This window comes from Flagellimonas allohymeniacidonis, assembly GCF_004296335.1.
GTDB lineage: Bacteria > Bacteroidota > Bacteroidia > Flavobacteriales > Flavobacteriaceae > Flagellimonas > Flagellimonas allohymeniacidonis.
The window spans coordinates 268,516-287,193 of record NZ_SGIU01000001.1 but is presented as its reverse complement, the minus strand read 5'-3'; the positions used below and the strand labels follow the sequence as shown (position 1 = coordinate 287,193).

Genomic DNA, 18,678 nt, shown 5'->3' with positions numbered 1-18,678 from the left:
GCCACGGGTGTCGTTACCGCTTCCGAAGCCGTCTCCCCCAAAATCGACCACACCGGTCACGAAGTCAAAGCTGGTGGCTGTCCACACGTCAATATGGAAGTTGGTCATGCTGGAAAGGTCCACGCTTGCCGTGAGCGTCTCGATGCCCGCGAAGTCAAGGTCGGTATATTGCTTGGTGTCGTCCCCGGCAACCTGTACGTCCGCAACACCGCCGCCAGCGCTGAATCCAGCGTAGAAGGTGTCCACAGTAATGTCGGTATAGGCGTCGCTGAACAGCGAAATCACATCAGCCGCGTCCCTTGCCGGTGGGGTCGGCGCAGCTTCTGTCGGCGTGTCTCCGCCGCCTGGCGCATCATTATAGAAATAAATGTTGTCCACATAGATCGTTCCGGTCACGTCGACCACGTCGAGTATCAGCTGACTGAAGTCTGTTGGGGTTGCCGTCAAACTCGCCGTCTGCAGGTCCGCAATGGTCACGTCTATAGAGGTCCACGAACCGGCCGCCAGCGTGGTCGTGGCATCACCACGGGTGTCGTTGCCGCTTCCGAAGCCGTCTCCCCCAAAGTCGACCACACCGGTCACTAAGTCAAAGCTCGTCGTAGTCCAAACATCGATGTGGAGGTTGGTCATGCTCGATAGGTCCACGCTCTCCGTTAGTGTTTCAATTCCGGCAAAGTCGAGATCGGTGTACAGTTTGGTGTCGTCCCCGGCAACCTGTACGTCCGTAACACCGCCGCCAGCGCTGAATCCAGCGTAGAAGGTATCCACGGTAATGTCGGTATAGGCGTTGCTGAAGAGCGAGATAACGTCCGCTGCGTCCCTCGCCGGAGGGGTAGGCGCCGCCTCGGTAGGTGTGTCTCCACTGCCACCGCCGCCAGCAGTTTCCTCTTGTTCAATATCATCTATAAAGAAAGTGCCTGCTGTTGTGCCTGGACCATCAACGAAAAAGGTCAATCTGGAAAAACTATCAGAAGAAGTGAAATCAAAAGAAAGCTGTTCCCATCCGGTTCCGCCATGACTCGCGGAAATTTCCGTGTCGGCTCCAGTGCCTTGTTCCAGTTTCATTAAAACATCAATGGCAACTTCTGACCAGAAGTTAATAGTCACCGTTTTATCATCAGTTAAATCCAAAGGAGTTCCCAAATTGAAGAAGAAGCCTTCGAACGCAGCACCAATATTGGTGATTTGTCCCACTTCGGAAGCTACAGCGTTGGTTCCGCTTTCATCTGGATTAGCAACAATTTCAAAAGCTGCGCCTCCAAAAGTACCGGAATTCCCATCATAATCCACATTGGCATCATCAAAGGTTATAGGGAGTGTTATTGGATTTGGTATCACGATCACCAATTCGTCCTCAAAAGTACTGGAAGCGCCCGCGGCGTTGGAAGCGGTAAGCGTCACGGTAAATGTACCTGATTCAAACGTTTTGATAGGGTCTATTTCCGTGGATGTCGTTCCATCCCCAAAATCCCACTCAAACGCATCAGCATTTTCTGAGATGTTGATAAATGTTACAACCCCTGTATTTTCAATAATAGTTTGCGTAAAGCCTGCTAGGACCTCAGGAAGTCCATTAGCATCGTCATCATCTTCACATCCTAAAAAGGATACGGCCAAAATCAAAATCGAAAGTATTCTGGCTCTTTTAAGTAATAGTTTCATTTTTATAGAAGTTAGTTTAGTTTATTAATTTGTATATACCCTTACATAGTCAACAATCATGGTCTGGGGAAATTGCGTCTCGGCATTGGGTGGTCCCACAAAAGTTCCCCCAACAGCAAGATTCATAAGGATGAAAAAAGGCTTGTTAAATACCCATGTCCCTTCGCCATTCGTTTCTTCCTCGACATCCTCCGGGGTAATTCGATTGTAAAGAACATCGTCAACGTAGTAATTGATAAAATCTGGACCCCATTCAATTCCAAAAACATGGAAACCCGTATCAAAGCGGTCATTTTCTAAGGTATACTCCTTGGAAATAGCATCACCTCCGCTGTAGCCTGGACCGTGAATACTTCCTACGAGAATGGTAGGTTCCTGTCCACGGTATTCCATAATATCTATCTCCCCAGCACCTGGCCATGGGTTTTCATCAATATCTGCTCCCAACATCCAAAAGGCCGGCCAAATGCCTTGCCCAAAAGGTAACCGGATGCGGGCTTCAAAACGACCATATTGCTGTTCGAACTTATCTTTCGTGGTCAATCTTGCGGATGTGTATGCGGAACCTTCGAAAGCCTCTTCCCGAGCTGTAATCAACAATACGCCATTTTGTATTTCTACATTATCAGTCCGATCTGTGTAGTATTGCAGCTCATTGTTTCCCCAGCCGTCGATGCCCGTACCAATATCGAAGCCCCAAATGTCACTGTTAGGCGCTCCTTCAGTGTTAAACTCATCGCTCAGTACCAAATTGGTCAACGTAGCCACCGTCTGGGTGTCATCTGTTTCGCAGCCTGATATAAACCCAAGTGAGATTACCATGAGGCATTTTAGCGCTATAGATTGTATTGTTTTCATCTGTATATATTTCATAATCATTTTTTTCAATTTTCAGGACTGCATTATTCTGTATAGAAGTAAATGTTGTCCAATATGAAGTTGGGGCCACCAACTAATATCAGAGCTCCAAGATTGTTTCTTTGGGTCGTCAAATCTCCGCCGAGTGGAATATCGAAGGAAGTCCATTGACCTACGGTCAGATTGTTCAAAGTGAATCTAAAGTCCACATCATCACCATCAGGAAATCCTGTAGTAGTATTTGTTTCCAATACTTGGTTAGCTCCAATATCCCTAATTTGAATTTCTACCTCTGTGCCGGCGGCCTGTACGTAGACATCAACATGCAAGAAATCTCTTGCTGAACCATCCACCGTGTTATTGAAGGTAATGCCTGTAAAATTGTTGTTGGCGTAGGTCGCTACATTATCTCCACTGTTTGAAATAATTGTAGTCTCTGTAGTAGATCCGCCAAAATTGGGTAAAAAGCTGCTTTCTGTCACATTTGGATAAACATCACTAAATATGGAACTTACATTAGCCGCCGGCCGTGTTGGCGTTGGAGCAGCTTGAAGCGCTCCAGTCGATGTGACCTCCAATGATCCTTGTGCCCGAACGTTTGCTAATTGGGCCGTAATAGTTGCAGTCCCTGTACCGATGACTGAAACTTCACCCAGTTCGTTTACATTGGCCACAGTGTTGTCTGAAGAAGTAAAATCGAAATAGCGTGGTGCAGCAAATACGGTTTGGTTGATTCCAGATTCCAAATTAAAGGTTTGCGTAAGAGGCCCCAAAAGTAGACTGGAACCAGTAAAAGCTTGCTCTGTAACATCTTGGCCAAACAAAATCGCTGGATTAGGTTGTGCTATAGTTCCTAATTTTTCAAAACGCAACTCATCAATCCAAAAAGTAAACCCAAAACCACCAGTACTCTGAGACCCTGCAGAGAAAAAGAACATTCCTCTTTCCTGAATCAATTTTGAAGGGTCTGGAATAGGAATGATCACTTTTCGCCAATCGGTAGATAGGCGTATGTTTTGGGCAATTACCGCAAATTTATTTTCACCAAAATCGGTTCCAAAACCTACTTCACCAATGGTCGCTGTTGTGGAACCTTTGACATAAAAAGTCAGGGCATCAAAACCTGTTAAATTTCTACCATCCCCACGATCCAAGAAAATACCTCCAATGAAACTACCGTCGGGATCGTCTGGTGCAGGTACATCAATCCGTATAGAGGATGTTCCCATAAAAGCAACATTGTCATCCGTACCAAAACCCTCTGGATTTGCAGGATTAGGACCCGCAGGGTCAAAAGAATCGAAGAACTCATCAGTAAGCCCTACCGGTGCATCTGTAAATATGTCCCCGTTGGTATTAAACGTGGCAAACTGTACATCATCTGAAAAGTCTCTTTCACAACTTGATATAATAGCAATCCCCAAGCTCAAAAGAAGTATAAAACGTATGTTGATATTTTTATAGTTTTTCATTTCTCAATCTTTTTATTTACCAATGTTGATGTGTACGTAAGTCATAATCTCCCATTCATCGCCATTACCAAATCCTATAGGACTTATAATGGGTTCGGTTGCAAATTCATCTGCCACTGCATTCGGCGCAAACCTAGGTGAGAATTGATTCAAAGACCTCCATGTTCCGCGTATTCCTACCTGTGTATCCGGTAAAATGAACCAATCTGGTTTACCTAAAGTGGTAGAAAGGTCCAACATGAGTTGTGTGGGGAATGTCAAGTTAAAGTCCCTATGGTAATCGTATGGACCCCAATCATTTATTTTGACATGGGTCGATAGTCTGAATTTTTTGTAAATCCCTCGTATTTCTGCTCCAAAACGTCTGATCAATCTGTCACTATCGCCGTTACCTTGTCCGTTGCCGTAGTAGAAATTTCCAATAAGGCCCAGTTCTGGATTTAGTTTGGAAACCATTCTAGAGTGGATTTCCCATAAATCTTCCGCTGGCGCGGAAGTAGGAAAAGCAAAGAATTCCCTAGCTGCATTAAAACCGATATGAGCATCCATAGTAGTAGGAAGGTGTCGATATACGAAACCAAGGTTCATAGCGAACTTCGCATCCTCAGCCTGATTATTGTCCCACTCATACATCCAAGTACCTGGCGTAGGATCAAAAGTCAACAATATCTCACCCGCTGTGGTCTCACGATTCCAACGTACCGCAAAAGGATCATCTATGATGTTACGCAAACGTCCAGGTCCCTGTACGTCTTGCGGCATCGCATCCACTATTGGTTTTTGCCACATAAAATTGGGTGCAATCTGAAAGTTTCCTGCTGCAATAGTGAATCCAGACAATACACTGGTTACATTACCACTTCCTGTATCCCTGAGTTTCCATCCTGTAAAAGTCATGGTTTGGTCTGCACCTCCATTGGCAATCAATCCCATAGCAGCGGCTTGTCCGTACCAATTAAACTTGCCGCCCTCGTAGGTGATCTTGAATTTTCCACCCCAGTTGTCACTTGCTTGAATTCTATCCTCGAAAACAACATAATTGCCTGGTGTACCAGTTACATCTTGAAAAGAGATGCCATTCAATGGACTACCTGCCCAAATACCTCCTACATGGATTCCAACTTTACCGAACTCTCGCTCAATGGATAGGGAAGCCCTTTCGGTGGGCCATGGTGGGATTACACCACTCCGTATTTGATTGGCATCAAGGACGCGACGGCCACTTTCATCAAGAACTACGTTGGTTTCAAAATCTCTATGGTAAATACCTGTTACATCAAACTTTCCAATATGCTTTTTATACTTGAAGAGCATAGTTGGATTTGCACCCCACCATAATTGCGGACCTACAGCAACCTTCAAACCTTTAAGAGGCCCTTTTCCATCAATTTCCGCACCTAAAATTTCACCGTTATACAAGTCTAGATTAGGGCCGTAATTGGCTTCAGGATAAAAACCGAAAAAGTCACCTTCATAGCCCCAATGGTAATGTCCGGTTCTATAAAATCCTCTTAAATCGAATTCCTTTGCATTCCATTCAAACTCTGCTTGATACACTCGTACCCGATTCACGTCTGAAACTACCACATCACCTTGATCTGAACTAACATCTATAGGACGAGAATTATTTTCATAAAAAATCTCGTTAATAGGATTTCGCGCTACATTTCCAACAACATTTAGATTCACTTCTGCTCGCATGTTGGGCGCAGGATTACCTTCAACTCCTATAAAGTAAGATTGCATGTGGTCAAAGCCTAGCTGATTGGGAAAGGTATTTGGTTCATCCGGATCTGGTGTATCAGGCGTTGTAATAAGACTACCACCAGTGCTGAATGTTGCGAATTTCGCTTGAAGGTTACTAATTCGAAGTAAGTTACTCTGTTCACCCGTCAAAGCCGCTTTATCGCCTCGAGCCCTCAAGACGGCATCCATTAATTGAATATTATTGAAATGATTTTGTACAAAATCCATGTCCACTCCATCGGCATATGGATTTAGTTGATGTGCCTCCTTTAAAGCGTAGTAGGCCGCACGTGGATAAAGTTCATAAAGACCTCTTGGGTTTGTTGCACCCTTCGCGCAAATTCCAAACCATTCCTCATTCATGTTATTGGCGCCTTCATAGGCCAAGTCCCTAGCGTATCCACCATTGGACCAAGACGCATTGTTATCATGTAAGTCTGCGTTTTCTCTATCATCAAAACCAAACTTCCACCAACCATCACTAAACTGAAAAGTAAATCCACCTATGGAATTACCCACTTTACCAAGCCCTGCTGCGTTTTCATAAATTTCTTTCCAGTTTTCTACCATGTAATACGCTTGCGAAAACTGATCTTCCTTGTTTTCAATAGCGTTAAAGGCATCAGCTCCAAACTCCGTAAACATGACAGGTTTGTTCAATTTCTCCTTCACTACTTGGAACATGTCCCCAAAGGAAGCTCCTCGATAGGTGTTGGTTCCATAGATATCAACATCTTTACATTCTTCTGCTACGATGTCAATAAACAGAACATCTCCATTACATATTGCCACAGGGTGCGATGCGTCCATGGATTTCATCATCTTTGCCGCCTCATTCATCAAACGGTACATAGGTCTTCCCCTACTTTCACCAATAAATTGAATCCTTCCTTCATCATCAGGAAAGTCTTCAGTTTCCGCTCCTGCCCAAAACAGTCCATAATTGTTCTCGTTACCCAACAGGTAAAGTAGAAGTCCGGGCGTATCCTTATATCCCTCTACCAATTCTTTCATTTCCGTCATCAAGAACTCCACGGTTGTTGGATCATCATAGATTGTGACGGGTGTCCAAACACCATTAAGTGTCAATCCATAACGTCCAAAAGAATGGTTCAACATGGTATAGATCCCATAGTTTTCGTAGATGTACTGAATCCATTTGGCAGGAACCCCGGTATATTGTCGAATAACATTGACCCCCATGTTTTTTAACAGCGACATTTCTGTGTCCAGACCGGCCTTAATAATATCGTCCGGTTTTGTCCAGAAAGCGGCATTCACTGTGTTGGTACCAATTGGGATATAATCCCAGTTCATACCATTCATCATAAAGTCCTTCCCGTTGACCACTAATTTTGATCCCTGTTCATTATTTACCACAGAAACCTGGTCTTGCGAATAAGCCTGTGAAATGAATAAGAAGAGCATCAAGAGAAGTAAGCTCAGCAATTTGTTTTTCATAGTGTTGTTAGTTTTAGTTCGTTTCCAGAAAAGAGAGTTGTGCACTTAAGCTTTGTGATTAAAGCTTGTTTTTTTAAAACCTTTTTGTTGTGGTCTTAAGATTGCCATTTCTATCGCTTGTGGCTTAAGAATTACCTGTGTAAATGGCATGAAGACGAAACTCCAGTTTTCTAGATGGTTAAACTTATCTTAATAAAATAGGAACTCCATAAAAAACACCTCAACAAAAAACATACATCGTAAAAAAGAGTGCAATTTTTTGTGAAATTGACAAAACCTGCATTATTGCAGGGTTTAGGGAGTGTAATTGAAATGTGGGGTTTTTCTGAAAATTCCCTTTTGTATAGGTGTTGTTGAGGTAATTGGATGAATTTCCGAAGGACTTACAACTTCAAGATGTAGTTGACTAGGTTTTCGTCATGATCCAGGTTCATCTTTTTTCTTAATCGGTACCGTTTAATTTCGACACTGCGAGCCGATATGTTAAGTAATGGGGCTATCTCTTTGGATGAAAGATTTAGACGAAGATAGGCGCACAAACGAATGTCATTCGGGGAAAGGTTGGGGTGTGCCTTTTTAAGCTTCTTCAGAAACTTTCTATCCGCATTATTAAATGCTTCTTTGAACATTTCCCAGTCATCTCTTTGATTTAGACTACTATCAATGGTATTAATGATTGGTTTTACAGCATCCTTATCTTTAACATGGACCACCAGCAGTTCTTTGATTTTGGACAAAAGCTCGTTCTTTCTAATGATACTCATGGTGGAGGCGGCCAATTCTTTGCTCTTTGTATTAAAATCTTCCCTAAGTTGTTCATTCTTGATTCTGATGATCTCCTTCTCATTTTCAGCTTGCGCCAATGCCAAATCCCTTTCATTTTTTTCTATTAGTTTTTCTTGACGCTTGTGATAGAATCTTTTGTAGGCATTATGTATAACTATGGAGGTCAACAATATTCCCATCACATAAAGGGCAATAAAAACATTGGAAATGTACCAAGGCCTTGCAACCTTAAAAGAGTACGAAGCCACATTCTCTGAAATTTTATCCCCAGCTTTCGCCCTAACATTAAAGGTATAGTCTCCTGGCGGTAGATTCTCGAAAGTGGTCTTTGAAGTTTCTGACCAAGCGCTCCAATTTGGATAAATTCCCTGCAATTGAAATTGGTATTCGGGTTTCAGATACTTATTGTAAACAGCTGCAGCATAGCTTATGGTAAAATTATTCTCGTTACTCTTAAAATCACCATCAGCATTCAGAGCTACCATTGCTTGCTGTTTTTCATCAAGATTTTTACCCGTTTTTCTGATATTCTTTAGGTTCACCTGAAAATCATCAACTTCAAAATCATCAATTTTAGCCGTAATGTACCCAGAACTAGAACCAAAAAGATATGACTGCTCCTGCGGTAGGCCAATTACACTTTCATACCCTACAATGCCACTTCGCTCATTCGCAGATAAAGGTATTTGGTTAATGCTTGGGGTATTGGTAAGATTCCCGCTAGTTACATAGTTGATATCCGTATCCGCAAAAACCCACAAGTAATTGTTTCTATCATCCGTAATCAATTTTCCTGAAGTAAACTCGTCCCTAGTATATATTTCACTCAAAATAGAGTCCTTGACGAACTTCCTTTGAGCCGTATCATATTTTAAAATTCCTTTTCTGGAGGCATACAACAACTCATCTTTGAATTTAAGGATACTGGAGTTTGAACCTTTAAGCAAGGTATCGACCCTTATATCTTTCGCTGCTGTCATCGAGTCATCGATATCCATCCTGAACACCCCCTTGTATTCATGATTGACGAAAATCGCGTCATCAAACTTTTCAAAATACCTGGCCGAATTATCAAAACCTTCAACCTTATTTCTGAGGCCCCAAGCTCCATTTTTGTTTTCAAGAACATACAGCCCATCATAGTTACCCTGTAACAGATATTCTGGAGACCCTTCTACTTTGCCAATTTTCCATGTTCCAGGAATGTCGGCAATTTTTTTTGCCCTATTGCCTTCAATGACAAAAGTACCGGTATGATGTGCACAGAAAAAGGTATCATCATAAACGAACAGCGACCATACTTGACCTTGCGTTCCATTGATTTGAGTAAATCCAGAGTCATTTTCCAAGTTCTTGTAAAACAGCCCTTGGTTGGTACCCAAATACAAGGTCTCCCCTTGTACAACAGCATCATATACACTACCCACAAAGCCCTCGCTATCGTGATAAACACGAAACGGGGATTTTAGATTGATATAGCTGATACCATTGTCAAGACCTAACCAAACATTCTTGTCAAAATCCTCGAATAGCGATAAAACGGTATTATTCTGCAGCCCATTTACTTGCTTTACATGATAAAGTAAAGTCCCATCGGGGTCAAGAAGAAGTAGCCCGTTGGAAATGGTGCCCAAGGCAAAACCTTGATCCTGCAACCGCATGCTACTATAAACATTGACATTTGAGAGGAGGTTATCAGCACTAATATCCCATTTAACTAAGGCTCCACCTTCCGTTTTAAAAAAACCCTTGCGACGGGTCAGTATCAATAAGTTATCGTTATCTTGAAAAATTCCCACCACTTCATCTTCCAAGATTGCTGGGTCAGCAAATACCAAAATATCCGTACCTCCTTGGATTTTAAAAATTCCTTCGTTAAAGCGCTGAAAGTAAATACTTTGGCCCACATTAAAGATTTTAGGAAGTGTATTGATGGAATCAATGGTGAACACCGAGGCATCAGCCGTGTTGTAAATGTATATTCGATTTTTGGATTGAAAAATGATATAGTCCCCGATGTCCAGAATGTTCCAAAACTCCTCATCGGGAATGAATTCAATATCAAGTTGATCCGATATGGAAGTATATTCAAGCATCCCAAATGCATTTCGGTCCCAATACCCAAACTCCATATAACAGCCGGTAAACACCTTATCCCCTATCACCCTTACCGAACGAATCACCGTTTCATTGGGTGAAGGATAGGCTGTCCACTCAGCTCCATTAAATTCTAGTAGATTTTTATTGTTGGCTACAAAAATTGTCTTTTCCTGCGATTGGGAAATGGCCCAATTTTGATTTTCACCCTTATACTCCGAGGGAGCAAAATTTTGAATAGGTGGAAGTTCTTGAGAACACAATCCAAATGAAAAGAAAAATAAGAACAGCCGAAGTAACCTCACCAACAATGGAAATTATATACTTGGCTTAAATATAAGATAAATTCCAAGGTATGGGCATTTGCCATTAAAAAGCAGGCAGTTCAGAGAGCATAATGCAATGACCAAATTCTTCGTGTTAAGAAGAGCAATTCTGACACAAGTCATTTTGATCCCATAAATTCTGGTTTAGCTTTGACCTAGTAGGGGCCTATGGCCGGCTAACAAAAAAGCTACTCAGGCTTTCCTCCCAGAAAGTATTTGATTTCAACATTTGGGAAAGACTTTTTAATTCAAATGACCATGAGCAAAAAGAATATTGGACTAGTTCTTTCCGGAGGTGGTTATCGGTGCGTGGCCCAAGCAGGAGCACTTAAGGCATTTGAAGAATATGGCATTTACCCCAACATCATTTCAGGAGCTAGTGCCGGAGCTCTTGTTGGTGCCTTTTATGCAGCCAATTACAGTCCTGAAGATATCAAAGAAACCTTCAAGAAAATCAAACTCTTCAACCTTTACCGATTGGCGAGAAGAAAGGGAGGTTTTATCAATGTAGAAAGCTTTTACGATTTTCTTCTTGGTTATTTCAAGGAAGATGATTTTGCGGCACTTTCTAAACAACTATATGTAACCGCCACCGATTTGGTAAATGCAAAAATTAGGGTATTCCATACCGGAGATTTGATTCGTCCCATTTTGGCGTCCACTTCTTTCCCAGGTATTCTTACCCCAGTGGATATTAAGGGAACACTATACTCCGATGGAGGAATCTTGGATAACTTTCCGGTAAATCCAATCAAAGAGCAGTGCGACGAAATCTATGGTGTATATGCAAGTCCCATTCGAAAAATGGCGGTTACCGAATTCAAAAATTCCTTTACTGTGCTGGACAGGGCATTTCATTTAAGAATTCACCAACACTCTGTGAGCAAATTTCCACAATGTGATTTGGTCATCTATCCAAGGGGCTTGAGCAAGTACGGCCTTTTCAATACCAACCACATCGATGAAATTTTTCAAGTTGGTTATCAAACCACGATTCAAGCGCTTGAAAAAAGAGCACAAAGGGAATCAGTAGTAAAAGAGAAGACGGATATCAGTAAAAATGTAGTAAACACTTTATTGACATAGTCATTATTTAGTTAAACGGCCCGCAGCACAGCTCACATAGGATTTTGCCCGTTTCAGACTATCATTCTGAGATCCTTCAATAGGGTATCCCAACCTAGAAAGCATGTTTTCAATTTCTTCAATACTACATCCAGAATCATGAAAAATGCTGACCTGAGAAGTATCTTCTTCGATTGAAACATCTTGTACCCCATTCAAGGATTTTAGTCGCTTTGCAATCGTGTTGGCGCATCCACCACACTTTAAATTTTGTATACGAATTATTGTTTTCATTTTGGAGCGTACATAAATCAGCCGCAAATTAGTCTACAACCAGCAGCTTAAAAATGATAAACATCATGCGGTCTTTGTGATAATTGTCATTTGGTTGGGGTGCCGTACAGGGTATATTTGATAATACCGCATAGCGGAAATAGTAAGTCGGTTATGACCGTAGCATTAGACATAAGGGACCGAATTACATCCTTCTTCAAAGAAGTAGGAGATCTTTCATTTTTTGCCGGTCGTTTCTTCAAGGAATTTTTTAAACCACCATTTGAATTCAACGAGCTTTTACGGCAATGCTACAGCGTGGGTAACCGCTCAATGACACTTGTGGGCATTACCGGATTCATTATTGGTCTTGTGCTTACCCTGCAAACCCGGCCCACAATGATAGAATTTGGCGCTGTGTCATGGATGCCCGATATGGTAGGCATTTCCATTGTACGAGAGGTGGGACCCGTGGTCATTGCTTTGATTTGTGCAGGAAGAATAGCATCTGGAATGGGAGCTGAATTGGGTTCGATGCGAGTGACCGAACAAATTGACGCTATGGAAGTTTCTGGGACCAATCCTTTTAATTATCTGGTCGTAACAAGAATTACGGCCACCACCCTCATGGTGCCTCTATTGGTACTTTTTGGAGATATCCTTGCCTTGTATGGGTCCTCATTGGTTGAGTATTTCAAAGGAGATGTGTCCTTCCAATTGTATTTCAATGAGGTTTTTAATTCGTTGGAATATGGAGATTTAATTCCTGCAACCATAAAATCCTTCTTTTTTGGTTTTGCCATTGGTTTGGTAGGATGTTATAAAGGTTATTTCTGTAAAAAAGGTACAGTTGGCGTTGGAAAAGCAGCCAATACGGCTGTGGTAATGGCCTCAATGCTAATCTTTATTTTGGATTTTATAGCGGTGTTTATTTCGGATATTTTCTATGAGTTATGAAAGAAGCTAACGATATAGCAACGGTAATGACCAAACCTCAAGGAGAAGAGATTATGATTGATATCAAAGATCTCCGGAAAAGCTTTGGGGACAACCATGTTCTTCGCGGTTTTAATATGACACTTTTTAAAGGTGAGAATTTGGTGATCATGGGAAAATCAGGGTCTGGAAAATCGGTAATGATCAAATGCCTTATCGGTTTAATGGCACCTGATTCGGGCAGTATCAACGTTATGGGAAAAGATGTGACCCGCTTGGATCAGGATAGTTTGGATGAGCTGCGCACCGATGTGGGGTTTTTATTCCAGGGCAGTGCCTTGTACGACTCCATGACGGTTCGCGAAAACCTTGAGTTTCCTTTAAGACGTCATAAAAAACGCTTTGAAGGTAACCTCAATGCAGAAAAAAGGGTTATGGAAGCCTTGGGCAATGTGGGACTTGCCCATGCTGTGGACCTCATGCCCAGTGAACTCTCCGGAGGCATGAAGCGGCGGGTGGCGTTGGCCAGAACTTTGATCATGCAGCCCAAAATTATTCTGTATGACGAACCAACAAGTGGCTTAGATCCCATAACCTCGAAAGAAATCATCGAGCTTATGCGAAACATTCAGAGAAAATATGAAACCTCATCCCTAATCATCACCCACGATGTTGATTGCGCAAGGGTCATTTCTGAAAGGATGATTCTGTTGGTGGATGGCATAAATTATGCCGAGGGAACTTTTAACGAACTTGCAAAGGCGAAGGATCAACAAATCCAAGCCTTTTTCAAATAAAGAACGATGGCTAAAACAAGTGCAGAACGTGTAAGACTTGGTTTATTTGTGGTGCTCGGCACCATACTCATCACTGTTGGAGCTTATTTAATCGGAAATAATCAGAATCTCTTCAGTAAAAACTTTTCCATTTCAGCGGTCTTCAACAATGTGAATGGGCTTCAGTTGGGCAACAACGTTAGGTTTTCTGGAATTAATGTAGGTACCGTCAAAGGCATTGACATGGAGAATGACTCAACGATACGGGTACGGATGTTCATTGAAGAAAAAATGCAAAAGCATATAAAAAAGGATGCCATCGCCACCATTGGTTCTGATGGGTTGGTCGGAAGTATGATCATAAACATTATTCCAGGAAAGGGTTCTATAGACATTGTTGAAGACGGGGATGAAATCGATTCGTACAGTCGAATTGGGGCTGAGGATATGTTGAGCACACTTAACGTCACCAACCAAAATGCGGCCTTGTTGACTGCCGATTTACTTCAAATTACTGAATCTTTGAAGAATGGAAAAGGTACATTCGGGAGGTTGCTCAATGATACTTTAATGGCTCATGATCTTCAAGAAATTGTTGGAAACTTGAAACAAACCAGTATCCAAACGAATGCAGCGACCAAGGAATTGAATTCCCTTTTGGCAAGTGTTGGTTCTGAGGGAACCCTTATGCATTTTCTACTACGAGATTCGATTGCCGGAATAAAAATGAAAGGGATTGTTCAAAATCTGGAAAATTCCAGTGTTCATCTTGATACACTTCTCGACAACCTAAACGGTCTTTCAAAAGACCTTAATTCTGAGGAAGGGGCCTTGGCTTATTTGACGAGAGATACTTCCTTGGTAAAACAATTGGAACGAACCATAGAAAACATAGAACAAGGAACCGGACGCTTCAATGAGAACATGGAGGCCTTAAAACATAATTTTTTAACCCGCAGGTACTTCAAAAAACAGGCTAAGGAGCAAAAGAGCAATTCGAACTGAATAAGGCATCCCCGGTCCCCTGCATCAGCTCATCTGAATTTGCTTTTCAGTCTTATAGGCCCCATTGATTATTTGCCCATCTTCCATTTCAATAATTCTGTCCGTGCGTTTGGCAAAATCCAAATCATGGGTGACCACCAAAAGTGATAACCCCTGCTCTTCCTTCAATTGTTTGAATATTTGAAACACGTTTTCAGAATTATAGCTGTCCAAATTACCGGTAGGCTCATCCCCCATCAGTATGGAAGGGTTATTGATCAACGCCCTTGCAATGGCAACACGTTGCTTTTCACCTCCGGAAATGCGAGAAGCTCGTTTTTTGGCCAAGTGTCCGATATTGAGCATGGTCAGTTTTTGTATCGCATCATGTTCAATTTCCTCATGGGATTTTTCATCCAGTTTCTTCGCTGGCAACATCACATTCTCCAAAACGCTGAATTCCGACAGCAAATAGTGGAATTGAAATACAAAGCCAATATTTTTGTTACGGATTCGCGAAAGTTCCTGGGCAGGTTTACCCGTTACCAATTCGTTATTGAGATAGAGCTTGCCATCATAATCGGTGTCCATGGTTGAAAGGATATAAAGCAGTGTGGACTTCCCTGAACCTGACTTGCCCATGATGGTAACAAATTCACCAATTTCCACTTCAAAACCGATATCCCTAAGTACATGGAACAATACAGGTTTTTTGAAGTGTTTGTTGATTTTTTCTGCTTTTAAAACGAGTCCCATGCTCTTTGAATTTAAGTTCCTCGAATAATACGGACCGGGTCAATTTTTCTGGCCTTATTGGAAGGTAAATATCCCGCAACAAACGTAGAGATCAGGGCAAACGTAATTCCAATGATATAAAACCAGGGATTGTAGTTAACAGGATATGTCGTAATTGTGGGCAATGCCTCAGTTTCAAAGGCTACATTGTCGATGACCCTTGAAAGGCCCAAGCCGATAAGCAAGCCACTCACCCCTCCAATGGCACCTATCAATACGGCTTGACTCATAAAAATCAATTGTACATCCCGCCCCGAAAAACCTGTTGCCTTAAGGATGGCTATATCCTTCATTTTTTCATAGATCAACATATTCAGGATATTGTAGATACCAAAACCGGCTACAATCAGAAGGGTAACGGACACCGAGTAGGTGATCAGATTACGAATTGTGGTTCCCGTTTCAAACTGTGCGTTGGCCTCCTTAATGTCAGTGGCCTTAATCTTAAACTGACGACTCAATTGCTTCGCCATTGGAACCGCAAGGTTCATATCAAAGAGCTTCACATTGATGTCGGTTATATAATTTTCAGCTTCTCCCAATATCCGTTGTACCGTTTTTACATTGGCGAAACTTTGAACATTATCCACTTCCGCAATGCCACTTTGGTATATTCCAACAATTTTCAATGGGAAAACATCTCCCTTTGCGGTACTGATTTGTACCCTATCCCCGACATCCAAAGACATCTTTTTTGCCACTCCTGCTCCCAGCAGTATCCCGCTATCATAATTTCGTAAGGCTTCAGGGGTGCCTTTCACAATGTAGTCTTGCAGATTGGAAAGACGAACCTCCTCCATCACATCTATCCCCGTAAGGCTGCCGCCTAGTTCTATAGATCCCGACAGATAAAAAATTTGAGTCCTTACTTGGGGTGTAGCACCTCGAACCGTTTCATCCTTTCGTAGGTAGCTCAAAATTGGCAGTGCATTATGGATTTTGGTCTGACTCTGTTTTGGCTTTATCGAATGGACAATATTAAAAGCATCTTCAAAATTGTCGACAAAAGAGATGGGTTGTTTGGCAGACGGTTCAATTTCATTGTATAAATGAATATGGGGGGTTTGGTTTAATATCAAATCGTCCAGCAAGGTATTAAGTCCAGTCATAAAACTTACAAGGGTGATATAGGCCCCAATTCCAAATGTTACTCCCAAAGACGCCGTCACAGTCGATTTCATTTTTGTGACCATATGGGTTTTGGCAATGCCCAATATTACTTTCCAGTTTATCATTGGGACGGTTTTAGGATGTACGTATCAGCTTCCAATCCATTTGTGATTTCGACCTCATCTAAACTTTGGAGACCAATGTCTACCGTAATAGGGCCATCTTCTGTTTGAATCTGGTTACCGTCCATCAAATAGGCTTTGGGTATGACCAAGGCTTCCGATTTCTGAGCTATGACAATATTGGCCTCGCCGGCAAGTCCTGGATACAAAATTTCGGGAGGGTCCATAAACACCGCTTCGATGGTAAATGTCTGTGAACGTTCGTCCTTTTTGGGATAAATCTTGTTCACTTTGGCCTCAAATACTTCAGAATTATACGCATCCAAGGTGATAATCACTTTTTGTCCCTTCCTGATTTTGACAATGTCCACTTCATCCACCAACATTTCAATGATGAAAACTTCCCTTCTTCCCAGAGAAGCCAAAGGTTCCATGGTAGTAACAATTTCTCCCGGATTTTTGTACAATGCATACACCTTTCCATCTATTTTACTGCTCACCGTAAAGTCTTCTGTGGCAATTTGAGAGGTTTTATAGTTGTTTTCTGCTTGCTTTAGTTGGGTTTCCAGTTCGTTTTGGGTACGATTGTACTTGCTTTTTAAAACTTGCAAATTATTCCTGGAAAGTTCATAGGCCAATTTTCTATTGTCATAATCGGCTTTGCTTCCAATTTTCTTGTTCCAAAGGTTTTGTTGCCTAAAGTAGTTGATGGAATCGTTCGTAAACTTTAGTGTAGCCGCCTCAATTTCCTCTTCTATACTTTTTAGAATTGCCGCCGAGCCATTGTAATTTTCCTTGGCCAGCTCATAGGCCAAACGCGCATTTTCTGCTCCCAACTTAGGCGAACTGTTGATTATTTGAAGAATAGGCTGTCCCTTCATGACCGTATCTCCCTCTTCTACCAAATTATGATCTAAAATACCGGCAACCGCTGCATATGCCTGATAAAGACTATCTGGCTGAATGGTCACCGATGCATAAACCGACTCTGTAATCGCAGTCTTCTTGGGTAAAATTCTTCCATCCTCATTATTGCAGCCCAATAAGGCTATTACAACGAAAACGGTGATAAAAAGGTTCAATTTTGTTGTCATTATTCTGCGGATAGATTCGTTTGTAAAAGAATGAATTCTCCAATATTGGCGCGGTCGATGGCACCGGCAAGAAGCCCGTTGGCTGTGACGGCCAAAAAATCGGTGCTTCCCTTGGCCATTAACTCAAGGGCCTTTGTAACCTCAGCTGAGGCTTCAATTTCTTGGACTTCTTTCTTCATGATTTCAACTACTGGGCGTTTTGCTTCTTTGGCATGTTTTAAGACCGTCTTATGGTCGACAATACCCAACACCTCATCTCCATCCACAACCAAAAATTGTTTTTCCGTGCCTTTCAAAACCACATTTATGACTTCCTCTACCGTTGTTTCAGGGTTTAGGAGGGTAATATCCGTGAGCATGGCTTCCTGCACCAAATGGCCCTTTAACAAGGCGCTTCGTTTCACCATTTGATTTTCACCAAAAGCTCCGAAGAAAATAAACAGGGCAATCAAAATCAAAAACGGATTGAGGAAAAGACCCAATACAAAAAACAGAACTGCAAGGGCTTGACCAAGGCCGGCAGCGACTTCGGTAGCCTTTACTCTTCCCAATTTAAAGGAAAGCAGGGCCCTAAAAACCCTACCTCCATCCATGGGAAAGGCTGGAATTAAATTAAAAACAACCAGCATGGTATTCGCCAAAAAGAGAAAAAACAGAAAGTTTTGAAAATCGCCGGCGTTAAGTAAGTTATCCAAAGATTCAGGGTCTAGACTAAGATATTCCCTTAAGGGAACAACGAGCAATAATAGAAGGGCAATGACCACGTTTACGGCTGGCCCCGCCAAAGCCACCAACAATTCTTGTTCAGGTTTTTCCGGGATCTTTTCCAGCGAAGCCACACCACCAATGGGCAAAAGGGTAATTCTCTTAGTATTCACCTGAAACCTTTTTGCAGTTAACGCATGTCCCAGCTCATGAAGCACCACACAGAAAAAGAGCACCACAATAAAGACCATGTTCATCAAAATAGTGGCAGCAGTGCCTCCGCGTTGTACTTCAATAAAGGCCACCCATAGAAGAAGAAGCGTGAAGGTCCAATGGACTTCAATCTGAATACCAGATACCTTACCCAATTTGAGCGAACCCTTCATCCTTTTAATTTTTAGTGAAATTAG

The 18,678-nt window shown here is 42.1% G+C and carries 14 protein-coding genes; 4 read left to right on the top strand and 10 right to left on the bottom strand.

The window, feature by feature from the left end:
- The 5 genes from EW142_RS01195 to EW142_RS01175 form a co-directional block, all read right to left on the bottom strand.
- On the bottom strand, nucleotides 1-1,662 hold a 1,662-nt coding region (locus EW142_RS01195), incomplete at its 3' end, for a PKD domain-containing protein (protein WP_130612364.1).
- Between the two features lie 24 nt (nucleotides 1,663-1,686).
- A complete protein-coding gene (locus EW142_RS01190) occupies nucleotides 1,687-2,520 on the bottom strand; it encodes a glycoside hydrolase family 16 protein (RefSeq protein WP_240740129.1) in 834 nt (277 codons plus the stop codon).
- 44 nt (nucleotides 2,521-2,564) lie between these two features.
- Nucleotides 2,565-3,992 (bottom strand): glycosyl hydrolase family 16, encoded by a 1,428-nt coding sequence (locus EW142_RS01185; protein ID WP_130608490.1) that lies wholly within the window; start codon nucleotides 3,990-3,992, stop codon nucleotides 2,565-2,567.
- Nucleotides 3,993-4,004: 12 nt separating this feature from the next.
- The gene (locus EW142_RS01180; protein WP_130608487.1) at nucleotides 4,005-7,199 is read right to left on the bottom strand and encodes a glycoside hydrolase family 2 TIM barrel-domain containing protein; all 3,195 of its coding nucleotides are present in this window, start codon (nucleotides 7,197-7,199) and stop codon (nucleotides 4,005-4,007) included.
- Between the two features lie 383 nt (nucleotides 7,200-7,582).
- Nucleotides 7,583-10,387 carry a helix-turn-helix and ligand-binding sensor domain-containing protein gene (locus tag EW142_RS01175; protein WP_240740180.1) on the bottom strand — a complete coding sequence of 935 codons (2,805 nt, stop codon included), beginning with the start codon at nucleotides 10,385-10,387 and terminating at the stop codon, nucleotides 7,583-7,585.
- Between the two features lie 279 nt (nucleotides 10,388-10,666).
- Here EW142_RS01175 and EW142_RS01170 point away from each other — a divergent pair, with 279 nt between their 5' ends.
- Nucleotides 10,667-11,494, top strand: a complete 828-nt coding sequence (locus EW142_RS01170; protein ID WP_165395197.1) for a patatin-like phospholipase family protein — start codon at nucleotides 10,667-10,669, stop codon at nucleotides 11,492-11,494.
- Nucleotides 11,495-11,497: 3 nt separating this feature from the next.
- On the opposite strand, the gene EW142_RS01165 is transcribed toward EW142_RS01170, so the two are convergent.
- Nucleotides 11,498-11,767, bottom strand: coding sequence for a heavy-metal-associated domain-containing protein (locus tag EW142_RS01165; protein WP_130608478.1), 270 nt, complete (start codon nucleotides 11,765-11,767; stop codon nucleotides 11,498-11,500).
- Nucleotides 11,768-11,920: 153 nt separating this feature from the next.
- On the opposite strand from EW142_RS01165, the gene EW142_RS01160 reads away from it, so the two are divergent.
- From EW142_RS01160 to EW142_RS01150, 3 genes are read left to right on the top strand one after another with little or no spacing between them, the layout of a single operon-like run.
- Nucleotides 11,921-12,703, top strand: a complete 783-nt coding sequence (locus tag EW142_RS01160; RefSeq protein ID WP_130608476.1) for an MlaE family ABC transporter permease — start codon at nucleotides 11,921-11,923, stop codon at nucleotides 12,701-12,703.
- Nucleotides 12,700-13,479, top strand: a complete 780-nt coding sequence (locus EW142_RS01155) for an ABC transporter ATP-binding protein (RefSeq protein ID WP_240740128.1) — start codon at nucleotides 12,700-12,702, stop codon at nucleotides 13,477-13,479. The genes EW142_RS01160 and EW142_RS01155 overlap by 4 nt, the downstream gene beginning before the upstream one ends.
- A gap of 6 nt (nucleotides 13,480-13,485) precedes the next feature.
- A complete protein-coding gene (locus EW142_RS01150) occupies nucleotides 13,486-14,463 on the top strand; it encodes an MlaD family protein (protein ID WP_130608473.1) in 978 nt (325 codons plus the stop codon).
- 24 nt (nucleotides 14,464-14,487) lie between these two features.
- Here the strand turns inward: EW142_RS01150 and EW142_RS01145 are convergent, their stop codons facing one another.
- From EW142_RS01145 to EW142_RS01130, 4 genes are read right to left on the bottom strand one after another with little or no spacing between them, the layout of a single operon-like run.
- Nucleotides 14,488-15,198: an ABC transporter ATP-binding protein gene (locus tag EW142_RS01145; protein ID WP_130608470.1), complete on the bottom strand. Its 711-nt coding sequence runs from the start codon at nucleotides 15,196-15,198 to the stop codon at nucleotides 14,488-14,490.
- Nucleotides 15,199-15,209: 11 nt separating this feature from the next.
- A complete protein-coding gene (locus tag EW142_RS01140; RefSeq protein WP_130608468.1) occupies nucleotides 15,210-16,472 on the bottom strand; it encodes an ABC transporter permease in 1,263 nt (420 codons plus the stop codon).
- Nucleotides 16,469-17,563, bottom strand: a complete 1,095-nt coding sequence (locus tag EW142_RS01135; protein WP_130608465.1) for an efflux RND transporter periplasmic adaptor subunit — start codon at nucleotides 17,561-17,563, stop codon at nucleotides 16,469-16,471. The genes EW142_RS01140 and EW142_RS01135 overlap by 4 nt, the downstream gene beginning before the upstream one ends.
- On the bottom strand, nucleotides 17,563-18,654 hold the full coding sequence (locus EW142_RS01130; RefSeq protein WP_130608462.1) for a site-2 protease family protein: 1,092 nt from the start codon (nucleotides 18,652-18,654) through the stop codon (nucleotides 17,563-17,565). Before EW142_RS01130 ends, EW142_RS01135 begins: the two co-directional genes overlap by 1 nt.
- Nucleotides 18,655-18,678 lie beyond the last annotated feature (24 nt).